Annotated in this window: 20 protein-coding genes; 15 read left to right on the plus strand and 5 right to left on the minus strand. The window is 62.2% G+C overall.

From position 1 onward, the window contains the following. The first annotated feature begins 20 nt into the window (after positions 1–20). The 9 genes from algG (at position 21) to PSH86_RS24795 (ending at position 11,032) form a co-directional block, all read left to right on the plus strand. Entirely contained in the window at positions 21–1,610 is a 1,590-nt protein-coding gene (gene algG, locus PSH86_RS24755) for a mannuronan 5-epimerase AlgG (protein WP_109754937.1), read from the plus strand. A gap of 11 nt (positions 1,611–1,621) precedes the next feature. Next, the gene (locus PSH86_RS24760; RefSeq protein WP_109754787.1) at positions 1,622–3,070 is read left to right on the plus strand and encodes an alginate O-acetyltransferase; all 1,449 of its coding nucleotides are present in this window, start codon (positions 1,622–1,624) and stop codon (positions 3,068–3,070) included. A 23-nt stretch (positions 3,071–3,093) separates the two neighbouring features. Further along, complete coding sequence (locus tag PSH86_RS24765; protein ID WP_109754788.1) at positions 3,094–4,218, plus strand: mannuronate-specific alginate lyase; 1,125 nt, start codon at positions 3,094–3,096, stop codon at positions 4,216–4,218. A gap of 223 nt (positions 4,219–4,441) precedes the next feature. Next, on the plus strand, positions 4,442–6,007 hold the full coding sequence (locus tag PSH86_RS24770) for an MBOAT family protein (RefSeq protein WP_109754790.1): 1,566 nt from the start codon (positions 4,442–4,444) through the stop codon (positions 6,005–6,007). A gap of 11 nt (positions 6,008–6,018) precedes the next feature. Beyond that, positions 6,019–7,194, plus strand: a complete 1,176-nt coding sequence (locus PSH86_RS24775) for an alginate O-acetyltransferase (protein WP_116833391.1) — start codon at positions 6,019–6,021, stop codon at positions 7,192–7,194. Between the two features lie 14 nt (positions 7,195–7,208). Further along, positions 7,209–7,874, plus strand: coding sequence for an alginate O-acetyltransferase AlgF (locus PSH86_RS24780; protein WP_109754792.1), 666 nt, complete (start codon positions 7,209–7,211; stop codon positions 7,872–7,874). Positions 7,875–8,091: 217 nt separating this feature from the next. Next, positions 8,092–9,543 carry a mannose-1-phosphate guanylyltransferase/mannose-6-phosphate isomerase gene (locus PSH86_RS24785; protein WP_109754793.1) on the plus strand — a complete coding sequence of 484 codons (1,452 nt, stop codon included), beginning with the start codon at positions 8,092–8,094 and terminating at the stop codon, positions 9,541–9,543. Between the two features lie 161 nt (positions 9,544–9,704). Then, positions 9,705–10,169 (plus strand): multidrug transporter, encoded by a 465-nt coding sequence (locus PSH86_RS24790; protein ID WP_109754794.1) that lies wholly within the window; start codon positions 9,705–9,707, stop codon positions 10,167–10,169. 38 nt (positions 10,170–10,207) lie between these two features. Beyond that, positions 10,208–11,032, plus strand: coding sequence for an SDR family oxidoreductase (locus tag PSH86_RS24795; RefSeq protein WP_109754795.1), 825 nt, complete (start codon positions 10,208–10,210; stop codon positions 11,030–11,032). A 225-nt stretch (positions 11,033–11,257) separates the two neighbouring features. On the opposite strand, the gene PSH86_RS24800 is transcribed toward PSH86_RS24795, so the two are convergent. From PSH86_RS24800 to PSH86_RS24815, 4 genes are read right to left on the minus strand one after another with little or no spacing between them, the layout of a single operon-like run. Further along, complete coding sequence (locus PSH86_RS24800; RefSeq protein ID WP_305485560.1) at positions 11,258–12,121, minus strand: HlyD family secretion protein; 864 nt, start codon at positions 12,119–12,121, stop codon at positions 11,258–11,260. 10 nt (positions 12,122–12,131) lie between these two features. Beyond that, positions 12,132–12,332: a DUF1656 domain-containing protein gene (locus tag PSH86_RS24805; RefSeq protein WP_024617598.1), complete on the minus strand. Its 201-nt coding sequence runs from the start codon at positions 12,330–12,332 to the stop codon at positions 12,132–12,134. After that, positions 12,322–14,526: an FUSC family protein gene (locus PSH86_RS24810; protein ID WP_305490387.1), complete on the minus strand. Its 2,205-nt coding sequence runs from the start codon at positions 14,524–14,526 to the stop codon at positions 12,322–12,324. Before PSH86_RS24810 ends, PSH86_RS24805 begins: the two co-directional genes overlap by 11 nt. Before the next feature lie 7 nt (positions 14,527–14,533). Then, positions 14,534–16,006, minus strand: coding sequence for an efflux transporter outer membrane subunit (locus PSH86_RS24815; RefSeq protein WP_305490388.1), 1,473 nt, complete (start codon positions 16,004–16,006; stop codon positions 14,534–14,536). 322 nt (positions 16,007–16,328) lie between these two features. Here PSH86_RS24815 and PSH86_RS24820 point away from each other — a divergent pair, with 322 nt between their 5' ends. After that, positions 16,329–17,297: a LysR family transcriptional regulator gene (locus tag PSH86_RS24820; RefSeq protein ID WP_109754798.1), complete on the plus strand. Its 969-nt coding sequence runs from the start codon at positions 16,329–16,331 to the stop codon at positions 17,295–17,297. A gap of 29 nt (positions 17,298–17,326) precedes the next feature. Here the strand turns inward: PSH86_RS24820 and PSH86_RS24825 are convergent, their stop codons facing one another. Further along, complete coding sequence (locus PSH86_RS24825; protein ID WP_109754799.1) at positions 17,327–17,584, minus strand: hypothetical protein; 258 nt, start codon at positions 17,582–17,584, stop codon at positions 17,327–17,329. Positions 17,585–17,820: 236 nt separating this feature from the next. Here PSH86_RS24825 and PSH86_RS24830 point away from each other — a divergent pair, with 236 nt between their 5' ends. The 5 genes from PSH86_RS24830 (at position 17,821) to PSH86_RS24850 (ending at position 25,867) form a co-directional block, all read left to right on the plus strand. Beyond that, the gene (locus PSH86_RS24830; RefSeq protein ID WP_305485565.1) at positions 17,821–18,978 is read left to right on the plus strand and encodes an efflux RND transporter periplasmic adaptor subunit; all 1,158 of its coding nucleotides are present in this window, start codon (positions 17,821–17,823) and stop codon (positions 18,976–18,978) included. Next, entirely contained in the window at positions 18,975–22,091 is a 3,117-nt protein-coding gene (locus PSH86_RS24835; protein WP_163856834.1) for a multidrug efflux RND transporter permease subunit, read from the plus strand. The genes PSH86_RS24830 and PSH86_RS24835 overlap by 4 nt, the downstream gene beginning before the upstream one ends. Before the next feature lie 9 nt (positions 22,092–22,100). Then, positions 22,101–22,784, plus strand: a complete 684-nt coding sequence (locus PSH86_RS24840) for a heavy metal response regulator transcription factor (RefSeq protein WP_109754802.1) — start codon at positions 22,101–22,103, stop codon at positions 22,782–22,784. After that, on the plus strand, positions 22,771–24,138 hold the full coding sequence (locus PSH86_RS24845; RefSeq protein ID WP_163856831.1) for a heavy metal sensor histidine kinase: 1,368 nt from the start codon (positions 22,771–22,773) through the stop codon (positions 24,136–24,138). The genes PSH86_RS24840 and PSH86_RS24845 overlap by 14 nt, the downstream gene beginning before the upstream one ends. Before the next feature lie 232 nt (positions 24,139–24,370). Continuing rightward, positions 24,371–25,867, plus strand: a complete 1,497-nt coding sequence (locus tag PSH86_RS24850) for a sensor domain-containing diguanylate cyclase (protein WP_109754805.1) — start codon at positions 24,371–24,373, stop codon at positions 25,865–25,867. Positions 25,868–25,883: the final 16 nt, after the last annotated feature.

The raw sequence follows: 25,883 nt of genomic DNA on the forward strand, positions 1-25,883 counted from the left end.
TGGCCATGGGAGTGCCCGAAATGAACCGCTACCTCAGGAACAGCCAGGCGATGAAAGGTTCGATCAGCCTGTTGGTCGCAGCGATGCTGCTGGCCGGCGCGCCGGCGTTCGCCAACGTTGAACCGGCGGTCAAGCCGGGCAACGTGGTCAAGGAACTGCAACGGGCCAAGACCTACACCGTCAACAGTGCGCCGACCGCGCCACTGGAACTGGCCAAGCCGACCCTGCCCGACCTCTCCGGCTACACCGCCGAAGCGGCCGCGGCAAAAATCGTGCGGACCAAGCCCGGCAAAGTCAGCGTGCGTCGGATGATGCAGGAAAACGCCTTGAAGGACTTCATCGGCGGCGACAACAAGATGGCCGAGTGGGTGGTGCGTCAGCACGGCATCCCACAGGCCATCTTCGTCGACGATGGCTACATGAACCTCAAGGAACTGGCCAAGAAACAGCCCAAGTACATCATCCAGACTTCGCCGGGTGTCTACCTGGCGAAGATTCCGATCGTGGTCGGCCAGAAAGGCATCCTGGAAATCGACAAACAGACTCAGGAGCTGCGCCTGTCCCAGGAGGGCGGTGCGTTCCTGGTCAACGATGGCCAGATGTTCATCCGCGACACCAAGGTCACCGGCTGGCGTGAAAAGGACAATGGCCCCGCCACGTTCCGCTCGCCCAAGGAATTCCGACCGTTCCTGCTGGCCTGGGGCGGCACCGAGACCTATATCGTCAACACCAAGATGGCCAGCTTCGGCTACGCCAACAGTAAGTCGTACGGGGTGAGTATTTCCCAATACACGCCGAACATGGCCAAGGTCCTCAAGCGCCCGGAACCGACCGGCTGGATCATCGGTTCCGAGTTCTCGGACATGTGGTACGGCTTCTACTGCTACGAGACCCGCGACTTTGTCGTCAAGAGCAACACCTACAAAGACAACATCGTCTACGGCATCGACCCCCACGACCGTTCCCATCGGCTGATCATCGCCGACAACACCGTCTACGGGACCAAGAAGAAGCACGGGATCATTATTTCCCGTGAGGTCAACGACAGCTTCATCATCAACAACAGAAGCTACGACAACAAACTCTCGGGCCTGGTGATCGACCGTAACAGCGTGAACAACCTGATCGCCTACAACGAGATCTACAAGAACCACACCGATGGCATCACGCTCTATGAGAGTGCTGACAACCTGCTGTGGGGCAACAAAGTGATCAGCAACCAACGCCACGGTATTCGTATTCGTAACAGCGTGAACATCCGCCTCTACGAAAACGTCTCCATGGCCAACGGCCTGACCGGTATCTACGGTCACATCAAGGACCTGTCAGATACCGACCGGGACATCAAGCTCGACCCGTTCGACGCCGAAGTCTCGCTGATCGTGGTCGGCGGCGAACTGGCTGCCAACGGCAGCGGCCCGCTGTCCATCGACTCGCCGTTGAGCGTCGAGCTGTACCGCGTGTCCATGCTTGCGCCGACCAAATCCAGCGGCATCAGCTTCACGGGGATCCTTGGCGAACGCCAGGATGAAATTCTCGACCTGCTGGTACGCCAGCAGAAAGCCGTGCTGATCGACCCTGTCGAACGCCAGACCGAAATGCGGGACTGAGGATGACCTTTATGAACCCACAAATGATCAAACTCCTGGGCCTGTCCGCCCTGACTGCCGGCATTCTCGCCGCCGCAAGCGGCGCCCGCGCCGATGAAATCAAGGCCCCGACCTTCACGGCCGAACCGTGCTGCAACCTGTGCCCTGCCGCCCACGACGCGAAGAACTACACCACGCGCTACCAGCAGAACTTCACCACGCTGGTACAAGCCCAGGGTGACTGGCTGTTCCGGACCCAGGAAGACCTGCGTACCGAATTCAACACCACCCCCGCCGGTTACAAGCGCATGCAGCAGTTGCACGATGCGTTCAAGGCCAAAGGCGTCGAGCTGGTGATCGTCTACCAGCCAACCCGGGGCCTGGTAAACCGCAACAAGCTCAACCCACAGGAAAAGGCCGCTTTCGACTATGAGAAAGCCCTGACCAACTACAAATCCATGCTCGGCCGTTTCGCCCAGATGGGCTATGTGGTGCCGGACCTGTCGCCGCTGACCAACGAGAACCTGCCGGAAACCCTGCCGGCCCACGATTTCTATTTCCGTGGCGACCAGCACTGGACTCCGTACGGCGCCCAGCGCACGGCCAAGATCGTCGCCGAGAAGGTCAAGCAGATCCCGGCCTTCGCCGACATTCCCAAGCGTGAGTTCGAGACCAAGAAGTCCGGCCGCATGGGCAAGACCGGCACCCTGCACAACATGGCCGGGCAACTGTGCGGCACCAGCTATGCGATCCAGTACATGGACCAGTTCACCACCGAACCCAAGGGCGAGGCGGGCGACGGCGACCTGTTCGGCGATTCCGGCAACCCGCAGATCACCCTCGTGGGCACCAGTCACAGCGGCAAGAACTACAACTTTGCCGGTTTCCTGGAAGAAGCCATTGGCGCCGACATCCTCAACGTCGCCTTCCCTGGTGGCGGTCTGGAGGGCGCGATGATCCAGTACCTGGGCAGTGAAGAGTTCCAGAAGAACCCGCCGAAAATCCTCATCTGGGAATTCTCGCCGCTGTATCGCCTGGACCAGGAAACCATCTACCGCCAGATGATGGCGCTGCTGGACAACAACGGTTGCGAAGGCAAGCCGGCACTCATGAGCAGCAAGACCGCGCTCAAGCCAGGCAAGAACGAATTGATGGTCAATAGCAAGAACATGGATCTGCGTAACAGCAGCCACCAAGTCGACATCCGCTTCGCCGACACCTCGGTGAAAACCTTGCAAGCCACCCTCTGGTACATGAATGGGCGCCACGAGGATATCAAGATCGAAAAACCGGATACCTCGGAAACCGACGGACGTTTCGCCTTCCAATTGCGTACTGATGACGACTGGGCTTCCCAGAACCTGCTGGCTGTAGAAGTCCAGGGACCTGAAGCCGGCAAGGAGCCACAGCAAGTGGAAGCGAAAATCTGCAAACGCAACGCATCTCCGCAAGCCGAACAAACGGCTCAAATCGGACAATGAGGTCTCGTCTCATGACTAGAACCATGCGCACCCGAACGTTGAAAACGCTGCTGGCGCCGTCCCTGCTGACCCTGGCGATGTTCGCCGGGGCCACGCAGGCGGCGGCCCCGCTGCGTCCGCCACAGGGTTACTTCGCACCGATCGAGAAGGTCAAGGTGGGCGAACCCGCCCAAGGCTGCGATGCCACGCCGACACCCTATACCGGCTCCCTACAATTTCGCAGCAAGTACGAGGGCTCCGACAAGGCCCGCGCGACCCTGAACGTGCAGTCGGAAAAAGCCTTCCGTGACAGCACCGCCGACATCACCAAGATCGAGCGTGGCGTCAGCAAGCAAGTGATGCAATTCATGCGTGACGGTCGTCCCGAACAATTGGAATGCACCCTCAACTGGCTGACCGCGTGGGCCCAGGCCGATGCACTGATGTCCAAGGACTTCAACCACACCGGCAAGTCCATGCGCAAATGGGCGCTGGGCAGCATGGCTTCGGCCTATGTACGCCTGAAGTTCTCCGAGTCCCGCCCACTGGCCAATCATCAGGAGCAGGCGCAACTGATCGAAGGCTGGTTCAGCCGGATGGCCGATCAGGTGGTCAGCGACTGGGACAACCTGCCACTGGACAAGACCAACAACCACTCCTACTGGGCCGCCTGGTCGGTGATGGCGACGTCCGTGGCAACCAACCGCCGCGACCTGTTCGATTGGGCCGTCAAGGAATACAAGGTCGGCGTCAACCAGGTCGATGCGGACGGTTTCCTGCCCAACGAACTCAAGCGCAAGCAACGGGCCCTGTCCTACCACAACTACGCGTTGCCGCCGCTGGCGATGATCGCCAGTTTCGCCCAGGTCAACGGCGTAGACCTGCGCCAGGAAAACAACGGTGCCCTCAAGCGACTGGGTGATCGGGTGCTGGCCGGGGTGAAAGACCCGGACATCTTCGAAGAGAAGAACGGCGACGAGCAGGACATGAAGGACCTGAAGATCGATTCGAAATTCGCCTGGCTCGAACCGTTCTGCAGCCTCTACACCTGTTCCGAGGATGTGCTGGAGCGCAAGCACGAGATGCAACCGTTCAAGACTTTCCGCCTCGGCGGGGACTTGACCAAGGTGTATGACCCGTCACGGGAGAAAGGCGAAAAGGGAAGCTGACACCACTCACCCTGCCGACAGGGAAACCTGTGGGAGCGAGCCTGCTCGCGATAGCGGTCTGACATTCGCCAAGGATGTCGACTGATACACCGTCATCGCGAGCAGGCTCGCTCCCACAAGGGGAGTTGGGTCTGTTCCGAATGTAATGAAGCCCCCCGGTTTTCATGGGGGGGTTTGGGGGGGCTCTGGCCCTTGACTGTTGATTCAACATGGAGAGATCGGGATGGTATTTTCATCCAACGTGTTCCTGTTCCTGTTCCTGCCGATCTTTCTCGGCTTGTACTACTTGAGCGGGCAACGCTACCGCAACCTGCTGCTGCTGATCGCCAGTTACGTGTTCTATGCCTGGTGGCGAGTGGACTTCCTGGCGCTGTTCGCCGGCGTGACCCTGTGGAACTACTGGATCGGCCTGAAAGTCGGCGCCGCGGGTGTGCGCACCAAACCGGCCCAGCGCTGGCTGTTGCTCGGCGTGGGCGTGGACTTGGCCATCCTGGGCTATTTCAAGTACGCCAACTTCGGCGTGGACAGCCTCAACGCAATCATCACCGGCTTCGGTCTCAACCCGTTCATCCTGACCCACGTGCTGTTGCCGATCGGGATCTCGTTCTACATCTTCGAGTCCATCAGCTACATCATCGACGTCTATCGCGGTGACACACCGGCTACCCGCAACCTGATCGACTTCGCGGCGTTCGTGGCGATTTTCCCGCACCTGATCGCCGGCCCCGTGCTGCGTTTCCGCGACCTGGCCGACCAGTTCAACAACCGTACCCACACCCTGGACAAGTTCTCCGAAGGCTGCACCCGCTTCATGCAGGGCTTCATCAAAAAAGTGTTCATCGCCGACACCCTGGCGGTCGTGGCCGACCATTGCTTCGCCTTGCAAAACCCGACCACGGGCGATGCCTGGCTCGGCGCCCTGGCCTACACCGCGCAGCTGTACTTCGACTTCTCCGGCTACAGCGACATGGCCATCGGCCTGGGCCTGATGATGGGTTTCCGTTTCATGGAAAACTTCAAGCAGCCCTACATCAGCCAGTCGATCACCGAGTTCTGGCGCCGCTGGCATATCAGCCTCTCCACCTGGCTGCGCGATTACCTCTACATCACCCTGGGCGGTAACCGCAAAGGTACGTTGATGACCTATCGCAACCTGTTCCTGACCATGCTGCTCGGTGGTCTGTGGCACGGCGCGAACATCACCTACGTGATCTGGGGTGCCTGGCACGGTATCTGGCTGGCCATCGAGAAGGCCGTGGGCATCAACACCACACCACGCAGCATCAACCCGATCCGCTGGGCGCTGACCTTCCTGCTGGTGGTCATGGGCTGGGTGATTTTCCGTGCCGAGAACCTGCACGTGGCCGGTCGCATGTACGGCGCCATGTTCAGCTTCGGCGACTGGTCGCTATCGGAACTGACCCGCGCCAACCTCACCGGCCTGCAGATCGCGACGCTGGTGGTGGCCTACATCACCCTCGCCTTCTTCGGCCTGCGGGACTTCTACACCAACCGTCCGCCGCTCAAGACCAAGCCCGAGGTCAACACCGAGGCCAACGGCCCGGCCACCGCGCAACCGGGGATGATCAAGGCCGTACCGGGTGACAACCCATCGACGATCCATGAACCGGGCTACACCGTGGGTGTCGAAGCCCAGGTGCAACCTGCCTACTGGACCGTGGACTGGTCACGCTACGTGATGCGCGCCCTGGTACTGCTGCTGTTCATCGCCTCGATTCTCAAACTCTCGGCGCAAAGCTTCTCGCCGTTCCTTTACTTCCAGTTCTGAGGGATCTGAATATGACCCGCTCATTACGCATCTTTTACATCGCACTGTTCATGCTGATCCTGACAGCGCTGGGCCTGTGGTCGATGCGCAGCTTCTTCGGCTTCAACACCAACCCCGACGCGACCGTGCTCAACGGGCGCTGGGCCAAGGCCGTGGAAACGCACTACGACGACGAGTTCCCGATCAAGCGCCTGGGCACCAACATCTGGGCCGCGCTGGACTACAAGCTGTTCAACGAAGGCCGTAAAGGCGTGGTCCTGGGCCGTGACCAGTGGCTGTACAGCGACGAAGAGTTCAACCCGATCGTCAACGAAGAGCTGAACCTGCAAGGCAACTACGCACTGGTCGAAGGCGTGCGCCAGAAGCTCAAGGAACAAGGCATCACCCTGGTGATGGCGATCATACCGGCCAAGGCTCGCCTGTATCCGGAGCACCTGGGTGACGTGAAGCCATCGAGCATTCACGCCAACCTTTACCAGGACTTCCACGCTCGCGTGGCGGCCGACAAGATCCTCGCCCCTGACCTGCTCGGCCCGCTGCAACAGGCCAAGCAAAGCGGCCAGCAAGTGTTCCTGCGCACCGACACTCACTGGACCCCGGAAGGTGCCCAGGTCGCTGCCGAGAACCTGGCCAAGGCCATTGCCGAGAAATCACCGCTCAACGGCGAGCCGCAACGCTTCGTTACCGAGCCTGCGGAGAAAATCACCCACAAGGGCGACCTGCGTCAGTTCCTGCCCCTGGATCCGCTGTTCGAAAACCTGATGCCGGCCCAGGAACCGCTGGTCAAGCGCAATACCCGCGAAGCCGACGACCAGCCGGCCGGCGACGACGCGCTGTTCGCCGACGCCCAGGTGCCCGTGGCCCTGATCGGCACCAGCTACAGCGCCAACCCTACCTGGAACTTCGTCGGTGCACTCAAGCAAGCCCTGCACAGCGACGTCGTGAACTACGCCGAAGACGGCCACGGCCCGATTCTGCCGATGCTCAGCTACCTCAAGAGCGATGCCTTCAAGAACAGCCCGCCACAGGTGCTGATCTGGGAGTTCCCTGAACGTTATCTGCCCGTGAACAACGAAATCGGCGACGCCGACCCACAGTGGGTCGCAGAGCTCAAACAAGCCGGTGCGCGCCAACAGAACGTAGCCGCCAACACCCCATCCGAGACGCCCGACCGGGCGCAAAACTGAAAGAGAGGTCCACCATGACTTTCAACACTACTCCTCGCCGTCTCGCTGCTCGCTCCTTCAAGGCCGTTGCCCTCGTCGCCAGCATGAGCGCCCTTTCCCTGTCAGCCTTTGCCGGTGACTCGGCCCTGTACGGCCCGGTCGCGCCAAAAGGCTCGAGCTTCGTGCGGGTCTATAACGCCGCCAACGCCGAAGTCAGCGCCACCGTCGGCAGCACCAACATCAGCGACGTAGCTCCCTTGGCCAGCAGCGACTTCAGCTTCATGCCCGGTGGCGACTACAGCGCCAAGGTCGGCAGCCAGACCGTGCCGGTGAAACTGGCTTCCGATCACTATTACACCCTGGTCAACAACGCCAGCGGCCAGCCTCAACTGATCGAGGAACCGCCGTTCAAGAACAAGCAGAAGTCCCTGGTCCGCGTGCAGAACCTCAGCGACAAGGCTCTGACCCTCAAGACCGCCGATGGCAAGACCGAAGTGGTGCCGAACGTCGCGGCCAAAGGTCGTGGCGAGCGTGAAATCAACCCCGTCAAGGTGACCCTGGCGCTGTTCGAAGGCGACAAGAAAGTCGGCGACCTCAAGCCCGTGGCCCTGGAACGCGGCGAAGCGGCCGTGCTGTACGTCACCGGTTCAGGCAGCAGCCTGTCGCCAGTGTGGGTGAAACGCCCAGTGTCGACCCGCTGATGAATTCACCTGATTGACGCTGTACCCCTGTGGGAGCGGGCTTGCTCGCGAATACGGTCTCACATTCAACATTGATGTTGGCTGAACCACCGCTTTCGCGAGCAAGCCCGCTCCCACCCTGAATCGGGGTGTCATTCGGGTACGGAACAAAAACAAGAGAGTGAAACGACAGAACGCAGTAGCTCTAACAACCATTTCGCTTCAAGGAGTAACAAACATGATTCCGGTGATCTTGTCAGGTGGTAGTGGCTCACGTCTTTGGCCGCTTTCGCGCAAGCAATTCCCTAAACAGTTCCTGGCCCTGACCGGTGAACACACCCTGTTCCAGCAGACCCTCGAGCGCCTGGTGTTCGAAGGCATGGACACGCCGATCGTGGTCTGCAACAAAGACCACCGTTTCATCGTCAACGAGCAGTTGAGCAACCGTAAGCTCGAAGCCCAGCGCATCCTGATGGAACCGTTCGGGCGCAACACCGCACCGGCCGTGGCGCTGACCGCGATGATGCTGGTCAACGAAGGTCGCGACGAGTTGATGCTGGTGCTGCCGGCCGACCACGTGATCGAAGACCAGAAAGCCCTGCAACGCGCCCTGGCCCTGGCCACCGTGGCTGCCGAGCGTGGCGAAATGGTGCTGTTCGGCGTACCGGCCACCAAACCGGAAACCGGCTACGGCTACATTAAGTCGACCAACGACGCGCTGCTGCCCGAGGGCGTGAGCCGCGTCTCGCACTTCGTCGAAAAACCCGACGTCAAGCGTGCCACCGAGTTCGTCGAGGCCGGCGGTTACTTCTGGAACAGCGGCATGTTCCTGTTCCGCGCCAGCCGCTTCCTCGAAGAGCTGAAAAAGCACGATCCGGACATCTACGACACCTGCCTGCTGACTCTGGAGCGCAGTGAGCAGACCCCGGATACCATCACCTTCGACGAAGCCACCTTCGCCTGCTGCCCGGACAACTCCATCGACTACGCGGTGATGGAAAAGACCCAGCGCGCCTGTGTGGTCCCACTGTCGGCCGGTTGGAGTGATGTCGGCTGCTGGTCGTCGCTGTGGGAAGTCAATGCCAAGGACGCCAACGGCAACGTCACCAAGGGCGACGTGGTCGTCCAGGACAGCCGCAACTGCATGATCCACGGCAACGGCAAGCTGGTGTCGGTGATTGGCCTGGACAACATCGTGGTGGTCGAAACCAAGGACGCCATGATGATCGCCCACAAGGACAAGGTCCAAGGCGTCAAGCAGATGGTCAACACCCTCAACGCCCAGGGCCGCACCGAGACCCAGAACCACTGCGAGGTCTATCGTCCGTGGGGTTCCTATGACTCGGTGGACATGGGCGGTCGTTTCCAGGTCAAGCACATCTCGGTCAAGCCGGGCGCGTGCCTGTCGTTGCAGATGCACCACCACCGCGCCGAACACTGGATCGTGGTCAGCGGCACCGCTGAAGTGACCTGCGACGAGAACGTGTTCCTGCTCTGCGAAAACCAGTCGACCTATATCCCGATCGCGTCGGTCCACCGCCTGCGCAACCCGGGCAAGATCCCGCTGGAAATCATCGAGGTTCAGTCCGGCAGCTATCTGGGCGAAGACGACATCGAGCGTTTCGAGGACATCTACGGTCGTTCCACCCCGGTTGAGCGCGGCGTCTCGGTGAAAACCATCGCGCAGTAAACCTTCGCAAAAGAGAAGCCCCCGTCCAGCCCACTGCGTCCCCTATCCGCAGTGGGTTGGGTGGGGGCTTTTTTTTGCCCGCACATGCCGAGCAGCATCATCGCTTCAACACCTGCCACTCTCTTCGGTAGGATGGGCCTACGGTATCGGAGGCTTCAACCATGCTTATCGGCGTCTTGCTGGTTATCACCTGGCTCATCCTGCTGCTGCGCTACCCGGCCAAGGCCTTGCCGGTATCCCTGGCGGCGTTCATCGGCCTGGGCCTGGTCGCCGCGTGGGTGCTCTGGCAGGAAAACCGCGAGACCCGGCAACTGGAGCGCCTGGAATTGCGCATCAGCTATGCCCCCGGACAATGCCCCGCCGACCGGCCGCTGTCGCTGACCATAAAAAACACCAATGACGTGCCGCTGATCGAACTGCAGTGGCGGGTCGCGGCCTATGCGCCTGGCGACACCATCAACCTCGCCGACAGCCCCTACGACGCACCGCGCTACCGTGGCCCGGGCGAATTGCAGGCAGGGGCCGATTGGCAAGACTGCCTGCCGCTGCCGCCCCTGCGCCCAGGGTATCGCCCACAGACCCTGGAGTTTCGCGCCGAGCGATTGCACGGTAGCTTTTCCAACTGATTGCCCTGCCCCCCACTTTTTTGCATAAGGAATGCACCATGCCTGTTGCGTTGATTACCGGATGTTCCAGCGGCATTGGCCGCGCCCTCGCCGACGCCTTCAAGGCTGCGGGTTATCAGGTCTGGGCCACGGCGCGCAAGACTGACGACGTGGCGACACTCGCCACCGCCGGGTTCACCGCCGTGCAACTGGACGTCAACGACGGCCCAGCCCTGGAACAACTGAACGAGCGGATCAATCAGCAGCATGGCGGGCTGGATGTGCTGGTCAACAATGCCGGCTACGGTGCCATGGGCCCGCTGCTGGACGGTGGCGTGCCGGCCATGCAGCGGCAGTTCGAAACCAATGTGTTCGCCATCGTCGGCGTGACGCGCGCGCTGTTTCCGGTGTTGCGCCGCGCTCGGGGGCTGGTAGTGAACATCGGCAGCGTGTCCGGCGTGCTGGTCACGCCGTTTGCCGGCGCCTACTGCGCCTCGAAGGCCGCGGTGCACGCCTTGAGCGATGCCTTGCGCATGGAACTGGCGCCGTTCGGCATTCGCGTGATGGAAGTCCAGCCCGGCGCGATAGCCTCCAGCTTCGCCAAGAATGCCGGCCATGAAGCCGAACAGCTGATCAGCGAACAATCGCCCTGGTGGCCCCTGCGCGACGGCATCCGCGCCCGCGCCAAGGCCTCCCAGGACAACCCCACCCCGGCCAACGAATTCGCCGCCGGCCTGCTCAAGGCCGTGCAACAACCCAAGCCTCCGCGCCTGCTGCGCCTGGGCAACGGCAGCCGGTCACTGCCCTTGATGGCCGGGTGGCTGCCCAAGGGGCTGCTGGAGAAGGGGTTGATGAAGCGGTTTGGGTTGGGCCGGTCGTTGTAAGTACCGGAGGAGTAACAGGCATTACTTCTGTGGCGAGAGGATTGGGAGCGAACACAAAACTCATGCTCACCGCAGATCCGGTGTGGGAGCGGGCTTGCTCGCGAAGGCGCCGGCACAGCCAACCTCAGTGCAAGCTGAACCAACGCTTTCGCGAGCAAGCCCGCTCCCACAGGGGATCTGTGGTGTGTATCAAATCTCACCATCACCCACAAATGATGCGATGCCTCAGCGCTTGTCGTGGGGCTCGACCACCACCGTGCAAGTCATTCCCGCCGCCAGCAGCACACCCTCCGGCACTTCATCAAGATGAATCCGCACCGGCACCCGCTGGGCCAGGCGCACCCAGTTGAAGGTCGGGTTGACGTCGGCGATCAATTCGCGGCTTTCAGGGTTGTCACGGTCGTAGATGCCGCGGGAGATGCTTTCCACGTGTCCCTTGAGCATTTCGCCGCTCATGAGCTGCAACTGCGCCGAATCACCAACCCGCACCTTGGGCAGTTTGGTCTCTTCGAAGTAGCCATAGACCCAGAACGAATTCATGTCCACCACGGCCATCTTCGCCTCGCCGATACGGGCGTAGTCGCCACGGTGCACGTTGAGGTTGGTGACGTAGCCATCCACCGCCGCGCGGACTTCGGTGCGCGCCAGGTTCAGCTCGGCCGCCTCCAGTTGCGCCTGGGCCTGCTGGTAATCGGCCAGGGCCGAGTCGGCGATGTTGCTGGCGTCGTCGCGGTTTTCCCGGGAGATCACCAGGCTGTCCAGGTCGGCGCGGCGATGGGCGTTGACCTTGCGCATCTCCCAGGTGGCCTTGCGCGACGCCACCAGGGAACGCGCCTGCTTCACGGCGATGCGGTAATGCTCGGGATCGATGCGCAGCAGCAGGTCGCCCTTTTTTACGATTTGGTTGTCGCGTACCGGCACCTCGACCACCTCGCCGCTGACATCGGCGGCGATGTTGATGATGTCGGCCCGCACCCGACCATCGCGGGTCCAGGGGGTGTTCATGTAATGCACCCATAACGTACGGCCAATCCACAGGGCCAGGGCCAGCACCAACAGTGTCGCCAGCAGGCTGAAAAACTTTTTCATCGCATCGATCTCAACGGTAGACCGTCAGCGCCAGCGCGCCGAACAGGCAGGTAAACAGACTCAGGCGCAGCAACGCCGGGTGCCAGAAGAAGCGGTACAGGTCCAGCCCCGACAGGAAGCGGTCCAGCGCCCAGGCCAGAGCGGCGGCGATGAAGAACATCAAGGTCATGGTGGGCATGTACACGCCATGGAAGGCGATCTCACGGGGCATGTTCAGGTTCCTGGGACAGCGGTGTGGCAGGCGGCATGGCATAGCCGGCCAATGGCGATTGCGGGTCGAGCAGCGAGGTACGGATGAAATGCAGGTAGCTTTTCACCCGACGCAGGGCCGAGGTGTCGAAATGCGGAGCGAAGGGTTCGTCGGTGGCCTGCACACGGCTGATGGCGTGATCCACTGCCACCAGGGCACGCTCCAGATTGCTCTGGCTCGGCTGGCGGAACAGCCGCACCAGTGCCCGCCCCATCACGCGGATCGCCTGGCGCCACGGCTGGCTTTCGGCATAAGCCGGATGCACGGGCAAAATCGCCTGCTCCTTGCGCAACTCGATAATCGCGTGGCCAACCTCCAGCACCACGAACATCCAGCGCAGCAATCCCCGTTGCACCTGGGGCTGCCCCGCCGCCAGCCCGTAAGCTTGGTGCAGCAAGTCGCGGGTACCGCTTTCGAAACTCGACGCCAGGCCCTTGAGCTTGCCGCTGATGGCAAACACCACTTGCTCGCGCAGGTCCTGCTCCAACCGGCGCCACAACCAGCGGCTGTTGGGCGGCAGGATGATTGCCCCAGCCGCCGCACAAACCAGCATGCCGAGGATCATCGCGATGTAGTCGTTGATGAACGCGTAGGGGTTGTAGACCGTCAGGTTGTCCGGCACCGAACCGGTGCTGAAAAAGATCAGCAGCCCCAGTCCGACTCCGGCGTATTGCGGCCTGGAACTGAGGAACGAACCGAGCATGATCACTGGCGCCAGCATCACGCAAAGCAACGGGAAGCCATCGATCAACGGGAAGATGAAAAACATCTCGACGAAGCCGATCAACGCCCCGAACAACGTGCCGCAGGCCATCTGGAACGCCATGCGCTTGGGGTTGGGCGTCGCGGCCGACAAGCCCACCGTGGCGGCGGCGATCATCGTCATGGTCGCGCCGCTCGGCCAAGCCGTGGCGACCCAGTAACTACCCAGCACCAACAGGATGAAGGCGGCACGAATACCCGATGCCGTGGCAGCCAACCAGTTGGTCTGCGGCACGAATGGTTCGTCCCAGCGCTCACGTTCGTGGCGATGATCGGCCAGGGATGCATGGGTCAGGGCATAGCCATGCAGATCGTCGACGAAGCGATAAAGCAGCTCGTAGGCGGTATGGAAATCCAACTGCTGCCCATCACTGGGTTCCGTTTCCTGGAACAACGCTCGCAGCCGTCGTACCTGGGCCGGCAGTTCGGCCTTATAGTCGGCCAGCGCCACCGCCAGACGGGCCGCATCGGCGTCGGTCAGGGCGCGGCCACTGAAGCCGTCGAGCAGTTCAGCCAAGGTTTGCAAACCCGGCTTGATGGCGTTGACCACGTGATCCGCCGCACTGCTGCGCAAGCGTTCGAGTAATTGGTGCAAGGCGTTGAAGCGGGTGGTGACGCCCATGAACTCGCTGTTCAAGCGACTGAGCCGGCCATTGCGCCGACGCATGTGCGGGTCTTCGAACACGGTCACGCTGCGCAGGCTTTCCAGGCCGACGGCTTCAGCGATGAAGCCCACGTTACGCGCCTCGAAGGCCTCCCGCTGGCTGCGCCCACGCAGGCCATCGGTCACGAACAGGGCAAATACCCCAAAGCGCTGGTACAAGGCATTGCGCATGGCGGCGCTGGCGGTTTGCGGCAGGATCGCGGCGCTGACCAGGGTAGCGCAGAGAATTCCCAGGGATATCTCCAGCACCCGCCAGACCGCCGCCATGAACGCGCCTTCCGGATGGGCCAGGGCTGGCAGGCCGATCATCGCCGCGGTGTAGCCGGCCAGCACAAAACCGTAGGCCCGGAAGTTGCGGTAACGCGCCGCCCCCGCCGAACAGAGGCCAACCCAGATCGCCAGGCAACCGAGAAACGGCTCGGTGTTCTGGGCAAACAAGGCGATCAACGCCACCATCACCGCCGAGCCGGCCAGGGTACCGAGCAAGCGATAGAAGCTCTTGGCGAACACCTGCCCGCTCTGGGGCTGCATGACAATGAATACGGTGATCATGGCCGTGCGCGGTTGGGGCAGTTCCAGGCGCATCGCCAGCCACAAGGTCAAAAACGCAGCAAACAGGACCTTGAAGATATAGACCCAGGTCACCCCGTCGCTGCGGGCCCAGTCGAAGAAACCACGGCGCCACTCGAGGCGATAGAGCCGGCGGGCAGGAGCGAGTAAAGACATCACAATAGAACTACTCTGCATGGCTCAAGTCGGAGGAGTCGTTACCGGCTTCCAGCCCACCGCCCAATGCCGTCACCAGGTCGGCATGGGCACTCAAGCGCGCCGCCTCCACTTGCTGCTGCACCTGTTGCTGCTTGAACAAGAGGCTTTGGGCGTTGAGCACGTTGAGGTAATCCGTCAGCCCGCGCTGGAACGCCACCAGCGCAATATCGTAAGTGCGCTGGGCGGCCGCCACCGATTCAGCGGCGAAGGCTTGTTGCTTGTCCATCGATTCACGCCGGATCAACTGATCGGAAATCCCCTTGAGGGCATTCACCAGTGTCTGGTTGTAGTGGGCCACGGCGATGTCATAACCGGCCGCCGCCTCGCCCAACTGCGAACGCAAGCGCCCACCGTCGAAGATCGGCAACGTGATCGCCGGTCCGACGTTGTAGGTGAGCTTCTTGCCGGTCAAGAACTCCAGCGCCCCGCCGCCGGTGGCCATGTAGCCAATACTGCCCACCAGGTCGACGTTGGGATAAAAGCCGGCGCGAGCCACATCGATACCCCGCGCCTGAGCGGCCACTTGCCAACGCCCGGCCACCACATCCGGACGCTGGCCGAGCAGCTCGGCGGGCAAGGCCGACGGCAACTTCAAAGGTGCGCCGAGGACCAGGGTCGGACGCCGCAGCCGCGCGCCCTCTCCTGGCCCCTTGCCCGCCAGCGCCGCCAATTGATTGCGGCTCAAGGCAATGGCTTCGTCGAGGGCGTCGAGTTGGCGATGGGTCTCAGGCAACGGCGCCTGGGCCTGGCTGACTTCGAAATGGGTGCCGATGCCGCCATCCAGGCGCTTTTGCGCCAGCTCTAGAATCTGCTCTTGTTGATGGAGGGTCGCGGCGACGATATCGCGCTGGGCGTAGTGCAACGAAAACTGGATGTAGGCGCGCACGATGTTGCTCTGCAATTCCAGTTGCGCCTGCCGCGCCTCAGCGACACTGGCATGGGCCAGGTCAACCGCCCGTTCACTGGCATTACGCTCGCGGCCCCACAGGTCCAGGGCGTAGCTCAAGCCCAGGCCGGCGTTGTTGTCCCAGGTGGTGGTGTCGGCGAGCTCGCCAGGGCCATAGAACTGATCGGTGGGCCAGTTGTGACGCTTGAGGGTCGCCTGGCCATTGATCTGCAGCGACTCGGCGGCCTCGACGACACCGGCCATCGCCTTAGCCTGGCGTATCCGGGCGGCGGCCATGGCCAGGCTCGGGCTGTCGTGCACGGCCAGGTCGATCCAGCGATTCAACTGCGGGTCGCCATAGGCGTTCCACCACTGGTGGGTAGGCCAGTGGGCATCGCGGGCGGCATCGCGGATGGCCGCATCGGTAGCCAATTGGTTGGCCGGTAACACCTGGCTTTGCGGCCCAATCCCTCCTGTCCCGATGCAACCGCTGATGGTTAATGTCAGAACCCAAACACTGAGAGTCTTCAGCTCTCTGCTGATGCAACGCGGCACTTGCGCAAAATTCCTGAGATGGAGAGGCATGAAGCGATCATGAGGATGCATGCCTGGTAACACACTTGTGGGAGCGAGCCTGCTCGCGATGGCGTCCGGCCAGACACATCGAGGGTGGATGTGGTGCCCCCATCGCGAGCAGGCTCGCTCCCACAAGGAGTCAATAGGTCCAGGATTGGCGGCAATTCTAGGCATCGCCCTCCCCGGCGATAAGCCGACCTTTCTGTGAATCTTTGTTACCGTTAACGCGATAATCCATTAGTCGGGTCCCGCAGCTCTGTAACTTCGTGTCACAATTTGCCACCTCCCAAGAGAGCCCTCCATGGACACCTTGCAAAACATGCGCGCGTTCAGCTGTGTTGCCGAAGCCGGCAGTTTCACCGCCGCCGCCGTGCAACTGGATACCACCACAGCCAACGTCTCGCGTGCGGTTTCCAATCTGGAAGCCCACCTGCAAACCCGCCTGCTCAACCGTACCACTCGCCGGATCGCCCTGACCGAGGCGGGTAAACGCTACCTGTTGCGTTGCGAGCAGATCCTGGCTTATGTCGAAGAGGCGGAAGCCGAGGCCAGCGATGCCCACGCGCGACCGGCCGGGCAGTTGAAGGTCCACACGATGACCGGCATCGGCCAGCATTTCGTGATCGACGCCATCGCCCGTTACCGCAAGACGCATCCGGATGTGACCTTCGACCTGACCCTGGCCAACCGGGTGCCGGACATCCTCGACGAGGGCTATGACGTCTCCATCGTGCTCGCCAGCGAGCTGCCGGATTCGGGTTTTGTCTCCCAGCGCCTGGGGATTACCTACAGCATCGTCTGCGCGTCGCCCGCCTACGTGAAAGCCAGCGGCTGCCCGCAAAAACCCAGCGACCTGCTCAACCACGCCTGCCTGCGCCTGGTCAGCCCGGTCATTCCGCTGGAAAAATGGGTGTTCGACGGCCCGGAAGGCCAGGAGATGGTCACCATCAACAGCTCACCGTTCCTGGTCAATTCCGCCGACGCGATGAAAACCGCGATCACCAGCGGCATGGGCGTGGGGGTACTGCCGGTGTACGCCGCCATCGAAGGCTTGCGCAACGGCACGCTGGTGCGGGTCATGCCCAACTACCGCTCCCAGGAACTGAACCTCTATGCCATCTACCCGTCGCGCCAATACCTGGATGCGAAGATCAAGACCTGGGTCGAGTACCTGCGAGGCTCGTTGCCGGAAATCCTCGCGGCGCACCAGTCTGAGCTGGCGGCTTACGAATTGAGCGGAAAGCTGGCTGGCGCACGGGTCGCGAACTGAGATCGCCCCGTGCGTGAAGAAGGATGATTTCAGCGCTTGCCCATCGAACGACGCGTGCCGGGAGGCGCAGCGCCCGGGGTCTTGGTATGGCCATTCTTCGCGCCGTTCTTGTACCACGGCTGTTGCCCGGCACCCTTGGCCGCAGCCAGCTCACCAGGTTTGAACGGGAATTTGAAGGCCGGAATCGGCGCTTTGACGTCCTCGGCGCTGGAAACATCGCTGTGGGACAAATCGGCCTGTTCGCCGCCAGGGAGTTCGTCCGCAGGCGAAGATGTCGGGGAATTCATGTAGGGCTCCGGGTCATGCATGCCAGTCGGGCCCGAAGAGCGAGCCGCGAAAGGCGGCAGTATACCTGGCCGATATCACAGCGCGCAGGGCAGTTTCATCCAGCACAACCATTCATCTGACAGCAAGCCGGGACAAAACTGACAAGCCTGACAGTTAGCCGTCACCTTCCTGACCGGCTCGTAACGCTATATAAGAAAGCTCCAACTCCTGTGTCCCGAACCGGCCTTTCATATCCATGCACACCCAGAAGAAAACTGTCCTGCTCGTCGTGCTGTTGGTCGCCCTGGCGGCCCTTGCCCTCTGGTTTGTGCTCAAGCCCGTGACCACCAAGCCCAGCGCTCCCGCCGCTGTTCCGGTACGGGCCGTCAGTGTGGTGCAAAAAGACGTACCGCGCTTTGCCAGCGGCATCGGCACGGTCCTGTCGCTGCACAGCGTGGTCATCCGGCCGCAGATCGACGGCATCCTCACCCGGTTGTTGGTCAAGGAAGGACAGTTGGTCAAGAAGGGGGACCTGTTGGCGACCATCGACGATCGTTCGATCCGCGCCAGCCTCGACCAGGCCCGGGCCCAACTCGGCGAGAGCCAGGCGCAGCTCGCCGTGGCCCAGGTCAATCTCAAGCGCTACAAATTACTCAGCGTCGATGACGGCGTATCGAAACAGACCTATGACCAGCAACAGGCGCTGGTCAACCAGCTCAAGGCCACCGCCCAGGGTAACCAGGCGGCCATCGACTCGGCACAGGTGCAACTTTCCTACACCCAGATCCGCTCCCCGGTGAGCGGTCGTGTCGGCATTCGTAACGTGGATGAAGGCAACTTCCTGCGCACCAGCGACACCGAAGGCCTGTTCACGGTGACCCAGATCGATCCGATCGCAGTGGAGTTCTCCCTGCCCCAGCAGATGCTGCCCACCTTGCAACGGTTGATCGCGGCGCCCGAGCAAGCCTTGGTCAAGGCTTATATCGGTGCCGATGGTGCCACCGGGGACCTGCTGGGCGAGGGGCGCCTGAGTCTTATCGACAACCAGATCAGCGCCAACACCGGGACCCTGCGGGCCAAGGCTGAATTCAACAACGCCGCGCAACGGCTGTGGCCCGGGCAACTGGTGACGCTGAAGATCCAGACCGCCCTCGACAAGGACGCCCTGGTGGTGCCTCCCACCGTGGTCCAGCGCGGGCTGGAGCAACACTTCGTGTACCGGATCAAGGGCGACAAGGTCGAGAGCGTGCCGGTGGTGATGGTTTACCAGGACAGCGACATGCACATCATCAAGGGCGTGAACGCCGGCGACCAGTTGGTGAGCGACGGTCAGTCACGGCTCAAGCCGGGCAGTCACGTCCAGGTGCTCAGTGATCCGCCCGCCCTGGCCAAGACCGCGGAGCCGCAACCATGAAGGGCCGCGGCTCGGTTTCGGCGTGGTGCATCGACCACCCCATCGCCACGGTGCTGCTGACGTTTGCCCTGGTCCTGCTGGGGGTGATCGCGTTTCCTCGCCTGCCCGTCGCGCCGTTGCCGGAGGCGGAATTCCCGACCATCCAGGTCAACGCGCAGTTGCCGGGGGCCAGTCCCGAAACCATGGCCTCGTCGGTGGCCACACCGCTGGAAGTGCAATTCAGTGCCATCCCCGGCATCACCCAGATGACCTCCAGCAGCGCCCTGGGCTCGACCAACCTGATCCTGCAATTCAGCCTCGACAAAAGCATCGACACCGCCGCCCAGGAAGTACAGGCGGCGATCAACACCGCCGCCGGCAAACTGCCCAACGACATGCCGAACCTGCCGACCTGGCGCAAGGTCAACCCCGCCGACAGCCCGGTTCTGATCCTCAGCATCAGTTCCACCCTGATGCCCGGCACCGAGCTGAGCGACTACGTCGAGACCCTGCTCTCGCGTCAGATCAGCCAGATCGATGGTGTAGGACAAATCTACATTACCGGCCAACAACGTCCGGCGATCCGGGTCCAGGCCTCGGCTGACCGACTCGCCGCCATCGGCCTGACCCTGGCGGACATCCGCCTGGCGCTCCAGCAGGCCAGCCTCAACCTGGCCAAGGGCGCCCTGTACGGCGAATCGAGCGTTTCCACCCTGTCCACCAACGACCAGCTGTTCCAACCTGAGGAGTACGGTGAGCTGATCGTGTCCTACAAGGACGGCGCACCGGTTCACCTCAAGGACATCGCCAAGGTCGTCAACGGCTCGGAAAACGCCTACGTCCAGGCCTGGGCCGACAACGAACCGGGGGTCAACCTGGTGATCTTCCGGCAGCCGGGGGCGAACATCGTCGAGACCGTCGACCGCATCCAGGCGGCCCTGCCCACCCTGCAAGCCATGTTGCCCGCCGCAGTGCAGGTCAAGGTCCTGATCGACCGCACCCAGACCATCCGCGCCTCGTTGCATGAAGTGGAAATCACCTTGCTGATCGCGGTGCTGCTGGTGGTCGCGGTGATGGCGTTGTTCCTGCGCCAGCTCTCGGCGACCCTGATTGTCTCGGCGGTGCTGGGGGTATCGCTGACCGCCAGCTTCGCGTTGATGTACGTGATGGGCTTCAGCCTGAACAACCTGACCCTGGTGGCGATCGTCATTTCGGTGGGGTTCGTGGTGGACGATGCGATCGTGGTGGTGGAGAACATCCACCGGCACCTGGAGGCCGGAGACGGCATGCGCGAAGCGGCGATCAAGGGCGCTGGCGAAATCGGCTTCACCGTGGTCTCCATCAGTTTCTCGTTGATAGCGGCGTTCATTCCGTTGCTGTTCATGGGCGGCGTGGTCGGGCGCCTGTTCAAGGAGTTCGCCCTGACCGCCACCTCGACCATCCTGATTTCAGTGGTGGTGTCGCTCACGTTGGCGCCGACCCTGGCCGCGCTGTTCATGCGCGCCCCGGTGCATCATGCCCACAACAAGATCGGGTTCGGCGAGCGCCTGCTGAGCTGGTACGAGCACGGCCTGCGTCGGGCCCTGGCCCATCAAAAACTGATGATCGGTGTGTTCGGCCTGACCCTGGCATTGGCGGTGGTGGGCTACGTGTTCATTCCCAAGGGGTTCTTCCCGGTACAGGACACCGGCCTGGTGCTGGGCACCAGCGAAGCCGCCGCCGATGTGTCATTCCCGGACATGGTGGCCAAGCACAAGGCCCTGGCCGAAATCGTCGCCGCCGACCCGGCGGTGCAAACCTTCTCCCACTCCGTCGGCGTCTCGGGCAACAACCAGACCATCGCCAACGGCCGCTTCTGGATCGCCCTCAAGCCCCGGGGCGAGCGTGACGTGTCGGCCAGCGGCTTCATCGACCGGATCCGCCCGCAATTACTGAAAATCCCCGGCGTGGTGCTGTACCTCAGGGCCGGACAGGACATCAACCTCAGTTCCGGCCCCAGTCGCGCCCAATACCAATACGTGCTCAAGAGCAACGATGGACCGAGCCTGAACGCCTGGACGCAAAAACTCACCGACAAGCTGCGCGGCAACCCGGCGTTTCGTGACATCTCCAACGACCTGCAACTGGGCGGCAGCATCACCCACATCAATATTGACCGCAGCGCGGCGGCACGTTTCGGCCTCACCGCCACCGATGTCGACCAGGCTCTATACGACGCCTTCGGCCAGCGCCAGATCAATGAATTCCAGACCGAGACCAACCAGTACAACGTGATCCTGGAGCTCGACGCCCAGCAACGAGGCAAGGCCGAAAGCCTGGCGTATTTCTACCTGCGTTCGCCCCTGAGCGGGGAAATGGTGCCGCTCTCGGCCCTGGCCCGCTTCGATGCGCCGAGCAACGGCCCGCTGTCGATTGCTCACGACGGCATGTTCCCGGCCGCCAACCTGTCATTCAACCTGGCACCAGGCGTGGCCCTGGGGGACGCGGTGCGCCTGCTCGACCAGGCGAAGAACGAAATCGGCATGCCGGCGGCCATCACCGGCAGCTTCCAGGGCGCAGCCCAGGCCTTCCAGAGCTCCCTGGCCAGCCAGCCATGGCTGATCCTCGCCGCGCTGGTGGCCGTGTACATCATCCTCGGCGTGCTCTACGAGAGTTTCGTGCATCCGTTGACGATCATCTCCACCCTGCCCTCCGCCGGCCTCGGCGCGCTGATCATGCTCTGGCTGCTGGGCCAGGACTTTTCGATCATGGCGCTGATCGGGCTGGTGCTGCTGATCGGGATCGTCAAGAAGAACGGCATCCTGATGATCGACTTCGCCCTCGACGCCCAGCGCAACAGAGGACTCGCGCCCCAGGAAGCGATTTTCCAGGCGTGCCTGACACGCTTCCGTCCGATCATGATGACCACCCTGGCCGCGCTGCTCGGTGCCTTGCCGCTGATGCTCGGCTATGGCCCCGGCGCAGAGCTGCGCCAGCCCCTGGGCATCGCGGTAGTGGGCGGCCTGCTGGTGAGCCAGGCGCTGACGCTGTTCACCACACCGGTCATATACTTGTGGCTGGAGCGACTGTTCCATCGGCCCGCCCATCAGCCAGGGTCGGCGCCGACGGCGGCACTGGCGAGCACAGACCACTGAGGCGGGGCCATGCGCGTTCTGATTATCGAAGACGAAGAAAAAACCGCGGACTACCTGCACCGCGGCCTGACCGAACAGGGCTACACCGTGGACGTGGCGCCGGACGGCATCGAGGGGCTGCACCTGGCCCTGGAAACCGACTATGCGGTGATCGTGCTCGACGTGATGCTGCCGGGCCTGGACGGCTTCGGCGTACTGCGGGCCTTGCGCGCCCGCAAGCAGACACCGGTGATCATGCTCACCGCCCGGGAACGGGTCGAGGACCGCATCAAGGGGCTGCGCGACGGTGCCGATGATTACCTGGGCAAGCCCTTCTCGTTCCTGGAACTGGTCGCTCGCCTGCAAGCCCTGACCCGCCGCAGCGGTGGTCATGAACCGGTGCAGGTGAGCATCGCCGACCTGTGGATCGACCTGATCAGCCGCAAGGCCACCCGTGCCGGCCAGCGCCTGGACCTGACGGCCAAGGAATTCTCCCTGCTCAGCGTCCTGGCCCGTCGCCAGGGCGAGATCCTGTCGAAAACCGCCATTGCCGAAATGGTCTGGGACATCAACTTCGACAGTGATGCCAACGTGGTGGAAGTGGCGATCAAACGCTTGCGGGCCAAGCTCGATGGGCCATTCGAGCAGAAACTGCTGCACACCATCCGCGGCATGGGCTATGTGCTGGAGAGTCGCAGTGATGAGCTTCCCTGACAGCATCGCCCTGCGCCTGAGCGCCATGTTCACGCTGGTGGCGGCGTTGGTGTTCCTGTTGATCGGGGGTGCCTTGTACCAACAGGTCGCCAAGGGCCTGGGGCTGCTGCCCGAAGCCGAACTCGATGCCCGCTACAGCGTCCTGGAGTCCACGGTCGGCCGCTACGGCACGCCTGAACACTGGGTGAAGATCAACAACAAGCTGCGATTGCTCGGTGAAGAAGACAAGCGCATCCATTTCTGGATCGTCAGTGACGATCCGCGCTTTGAATACGGCGATCCCGATGCGCAGATCCGTACCTTTGCCCAAGGCCCCCTGGGCAAACGCGACCTGACGTTGCCCCACCGGCACTACCCGATGAAAGTGCTGGTGAGCCAATTCCCGGCCAAGGACCTGCGCCCATCGCTACGCTTCATGATCGGCATCGACACCGAGACCTTCTACCAGACCCAGCATCGCCTGTTGGTGGCGCTGGTGAGCCTGGCGATCGTCGGTGTGATCCTGGCTTCATTGCTGGGCTACTGGGTCGCGCGTATCGGCCTCAAGCCGCTGATCAAGCTGTCCGATGAGGCTCGGCGCCTGGCCCCGCCCCGCCTGTCCGGACGCTTGCAGCTATCGCCCTTGCCGCCGGAGCTGAGCCAGTTCGTCAGTTCCTTCAACGCCACCCTCGACCGGGTCGAACAGGCTTACTCGCGCCTGGAATCGTTCAACGCCGACGTCGCCCATGAACTGCGCTCGCCCCTGACCAACCTGATCGGCCAGACCCAAGTAGCCCTGACCCGCGGACGCTCGGCCGAGCATTACTTCGAAGTGTTGCAGTCAAACCTCGAAGAATTGGAACGGCTGCGCTCGATCATCAACGACATGCTGTTCCTGGCCAGCGCCGACCAGGGTAGCAAGGCCACCAAGCTGACCAGCACCTCCCTGGCCGGCGAAGTGGCGACCACCCTCGACTACCTGGACTTCATTCTCGAAGACGCCCAGGTCCGGGTCCGGGTCAGCGGCGACGCCCAGGCCAACATCGAGATCGCCCACCTGCGTCGAGCACTGATCAACCTGTTGAGCAACGCCGTACAACACACCGCGCCAGGGCAAGTGATCGACGTGCGCATCGAAGCCCTTGGCGACCAGATCTGCCTTGCCGTCACCAACCCCGGCGAACCGATTGCCGGCGAGCATCTGCCGCGCCTGTTCGAACGGTTCTATCGCGTCGACGCCTCGCGCAGCAACAGCGGCGCCAACCATGGGCTGGGATTGGCCATCGTCAAGGCGATTGCACTGATGCACGGTGGGGATGTGTTCGTGCACAGCGACCAGGGCGCCAACACGTTCGGGATCCGCTTGCCGGCCTGAAGCCCTCCATAGGATTCGATCTTTTCCCGAATTGAATGCTGGGCGAAAGCCAGCTCGATCAAAATCAACAGATCGCAACCTTCGGCAGCTCCCACCGGCTTATTGCACAAACACTGATTGCCCGCCTCCACCGATCCAAGCACAATCAGCAAAAGGCCAGCATCTGGTTCATTGCCGGTTTGCAATCCTTTGGGACGGATCCCAGCCACATGACAATGCAGACATCGGAACCATGAGCGCGCGCAGTGCGACACCCGGCAACACCCCGCTTTCCAGACGTTCAGAATGGGTACTCGTACTGGCCAGCTCGCTGGTTGTCGTTGCCATTCTGGGCATCGTGACCTTCCTGCTGATTCGTGAACACGCCGCCGCCCAACAGGCAGCGACGCGTGCGGCGACCAATATCGTGCAACTGATCGATGCCGATGTGCTGCGCAACGTGGAGCTCTACGATCTGTCGCTGCAAGGTCTGGTCGCCGCCGCCAAGCGCGATGATCTGAAAGACGTTTCGCCAACGATTCGCCATCTGGCGCTGTTCGACCGCGCCACCGCCGCGCCCTACAAAGGCGACATCCTGCTGCTCGACAAACACGGCGATGTGATCGCTGACTCCGCCTCGATCGAACCGCGCAAAGGCAATTATGCCGATCGGGAGTATTTCCAATCCCATGTCCAGAACCCGAGCCTGGACATGATGATCAGCCGCCCGTTTCGGTCCAGGAGCCACGCGCAGGACTGGCGCATCAGTTTCAGCCGTCGGCTGAGCGATGAACAGGGTGAGTTCATAGGCGTGGCCGAGGCAGCAATGCGCTTGAACTACTTCAACCAATTGTTCAAGAGCCTGAACATCGGTCATGGCGGCACGGTCAATCTGGTCAGCCGAGACGGTATTCTCCTGGCGCAAGAACCGCCCTTGGCCGAAGACCTGACAGGCAAGGACTTCAGTAACCGACCGAACTTCGTACGCATCCTGCGCGAAGGCAATGGTAGTTTCACCAGCGTGTCTGGCCAGGACCAGACGACGCGCCTGTACACCTTTTCCCAAGTGGGCAACTTGCCGTTGATCGTGGTGGTCGCGCTCTCGACCCAGGAGGTCTTTGCTTCATGGCAACGTACAGCACTGCTGGTCAGCGGCGCTACCGGCGCACTGTGCATCGGTTTACTCTGGCTCACCTGGCTGCTGCGCCGTGAACTACGACGCCGCCACGCTGCGGAGCGGGAATTGGCCCAACTGGCGTCCGTCGACTCGCTAACAGGCCTGGCCAACCGCCGGGCCCTGGACGAAGCACTGCAACAGGAATGGCTACGGGCACAGCGCTCGGGCCAGCCGCTGTCGGTCATGATGATTGATGCCGATCACTTCAAGGCGTTCAATGATCGCCATGGGCACCAGGGCGGTGACGAGGCCTTGCGAACCCTCGCGCGGTTGATCAGCAGGCACGTCCGCCGACCGGCCGACCTGGCAGCGCGCTACGGCGGTGAGGAATTCTCGGTAGTACTGCCGGAAACCACCACCGCCGGCGCGTTCACCATGGCCCAGCACATCCGCGAGGCGGTGGAACAACTGCCACCGGCTATCGCCGGTGGCGCGCCCCTGACCGTCAGCATCGGCATCGCCACTTGGGTCCAAGGGCCGTATGGCGAACTCGAACAACTCCTGTTCGCCGCGGACAAGGCGTTGTATCAGGCCAAGGCCAGTGGGCGTAATCGCGTAGTTTGTGCGATGTAAAACCAGATCAAGGTAA

The sequence above is a fragment of the Pseudomonas sp. FP2300 genome (assembly GCF_030687595.1).
Classification (GTDB): Bacteria; Pseudomonadota; Gammaproteobacteria; order Pseudomonadales; family Pseudomonadaceae; genus Aquipseudomonas; species Aquipseudomonas bijieensis.

Coding starts and splice junctions, on each gene's coding strand:
- PSH86_RS24765 (WP_109754788.1), top strand. CDS start 3,094: ATGCGCACCCGAACGTTGAAAACGCTGCTGGCGCCGTCCCTGCTGACC.
- PSH86_RS24800 (WP_305485560.1), bottom strand. CDS start 12,121: ATGAAAAAGTTTTTCAGCCTGCTGGCGACACTGTTGGTGCTGGCCCTG.
- PSH86_RS24760 (WP_109754787.1), top strand. CDS start 1,622: ATGAACCCACAAATGATCAAACTCCTGGGCCTGTCCGCCCTGACTGCC.
- PSH86_RS24830 (WP_305485565.1), top strand. CDS start 17,821: ATGCACACCCAGAAGAAAACTGTCCTGCTCGTCGTGCTGTTGGTCGCC.
- PSH86_RS24780 (WP_109754792.1), top strand. CDS start 7,209: ATGACTTTCAACACTACTCCTCGCCGTCTCGCTGCTCGCTCCTTCAAG.
- PSH86_RS24845 (WP_163856831.1), top strand. CDS start 22,771: ATGAGCTTCCCTGACAGCATCGCCCTGCGCCTGAGCGCCATGTTCACG.
- PSH86_RS24770 (WP_109754790.1), top strand. CDS start 4,442: ATGGTATTTTCATCCAACGTGTTCCTGTTCCTGTTCCTGCCGATCTTT.
- PSH86_RS24820 (WP_109754798.1), top strand. CDS start 16,329: ATGGACACCTTGCAAAACATGCGCGCGTTCAGCTGTGTTGCCGAAGCC.
- PSH86_RS24785 (WP_109754793.1), top strand. CDS start 8,092: ATGATTCCGGTGATCTTGTCAGGTGGTAGTGGCTCACGTCTTTGGCCG.
- PSH86_RS24805 (WP_024617598.1), bottom strand. CDS start 12,332: ATGCCCCGTGAGATCGCCTTCCATGGCGTGTACATGCCCACCATGACC.
- PSH86_RS24795 (WP_109754795.1), top strand. CDS start 10,208: ATGCCTGTTGCGTTGATTACCGGATGTTCCAGCGGCATTGGCCGCGCC.
- PSH86_RS24775 (WP_116833391.1), top strand. CDS start 6,019: ATGACCCGCTCATTACGCATCTTTTACATCGCACTGTTCATGCTGATC.
- PSH86_RS24850 (WP_109754805.1), top strand. CDS start 24,371: ATGAGCGCGCGCAGTGCGACACCCGGCAACACCCCGCTTTCCAGACGT.
- algG (WP_109754937.1), top strand. CDS start 21: ATGAACCGCTACCTCAGGAACAGCCAGGCGATGAAAGGTTCGATCAGC.
- PSH86_RS24835 (WP_163856834.1), top strand. CDS start 18,975: ATGAAGGGCCGCGGCTCGGTTTCGGCGTGGTGCATCGACCACCCCATC.
- PSH86_RS24790 (WP_109754794.1), top strand. CDS start 9,705: ATGCTTATCGGCGTCTTGCTGGTTATCACCTGGCTCATCCTGCTGCTG.
- PSH86_RS24840 (WP_109754802.1), top strand. CDS start 22,101: ATGCGCGTTCTGATTATCGAAGACGAAGAAAAAACCGCGGACTACCTG.
- PSH86_RS24825 (WP_109754799.1), bottom strand. CDS start 17,584: ATGAATTCCCCGACATCTTCGCCTGCGGACGAACTCCCTGGCGGCGAA.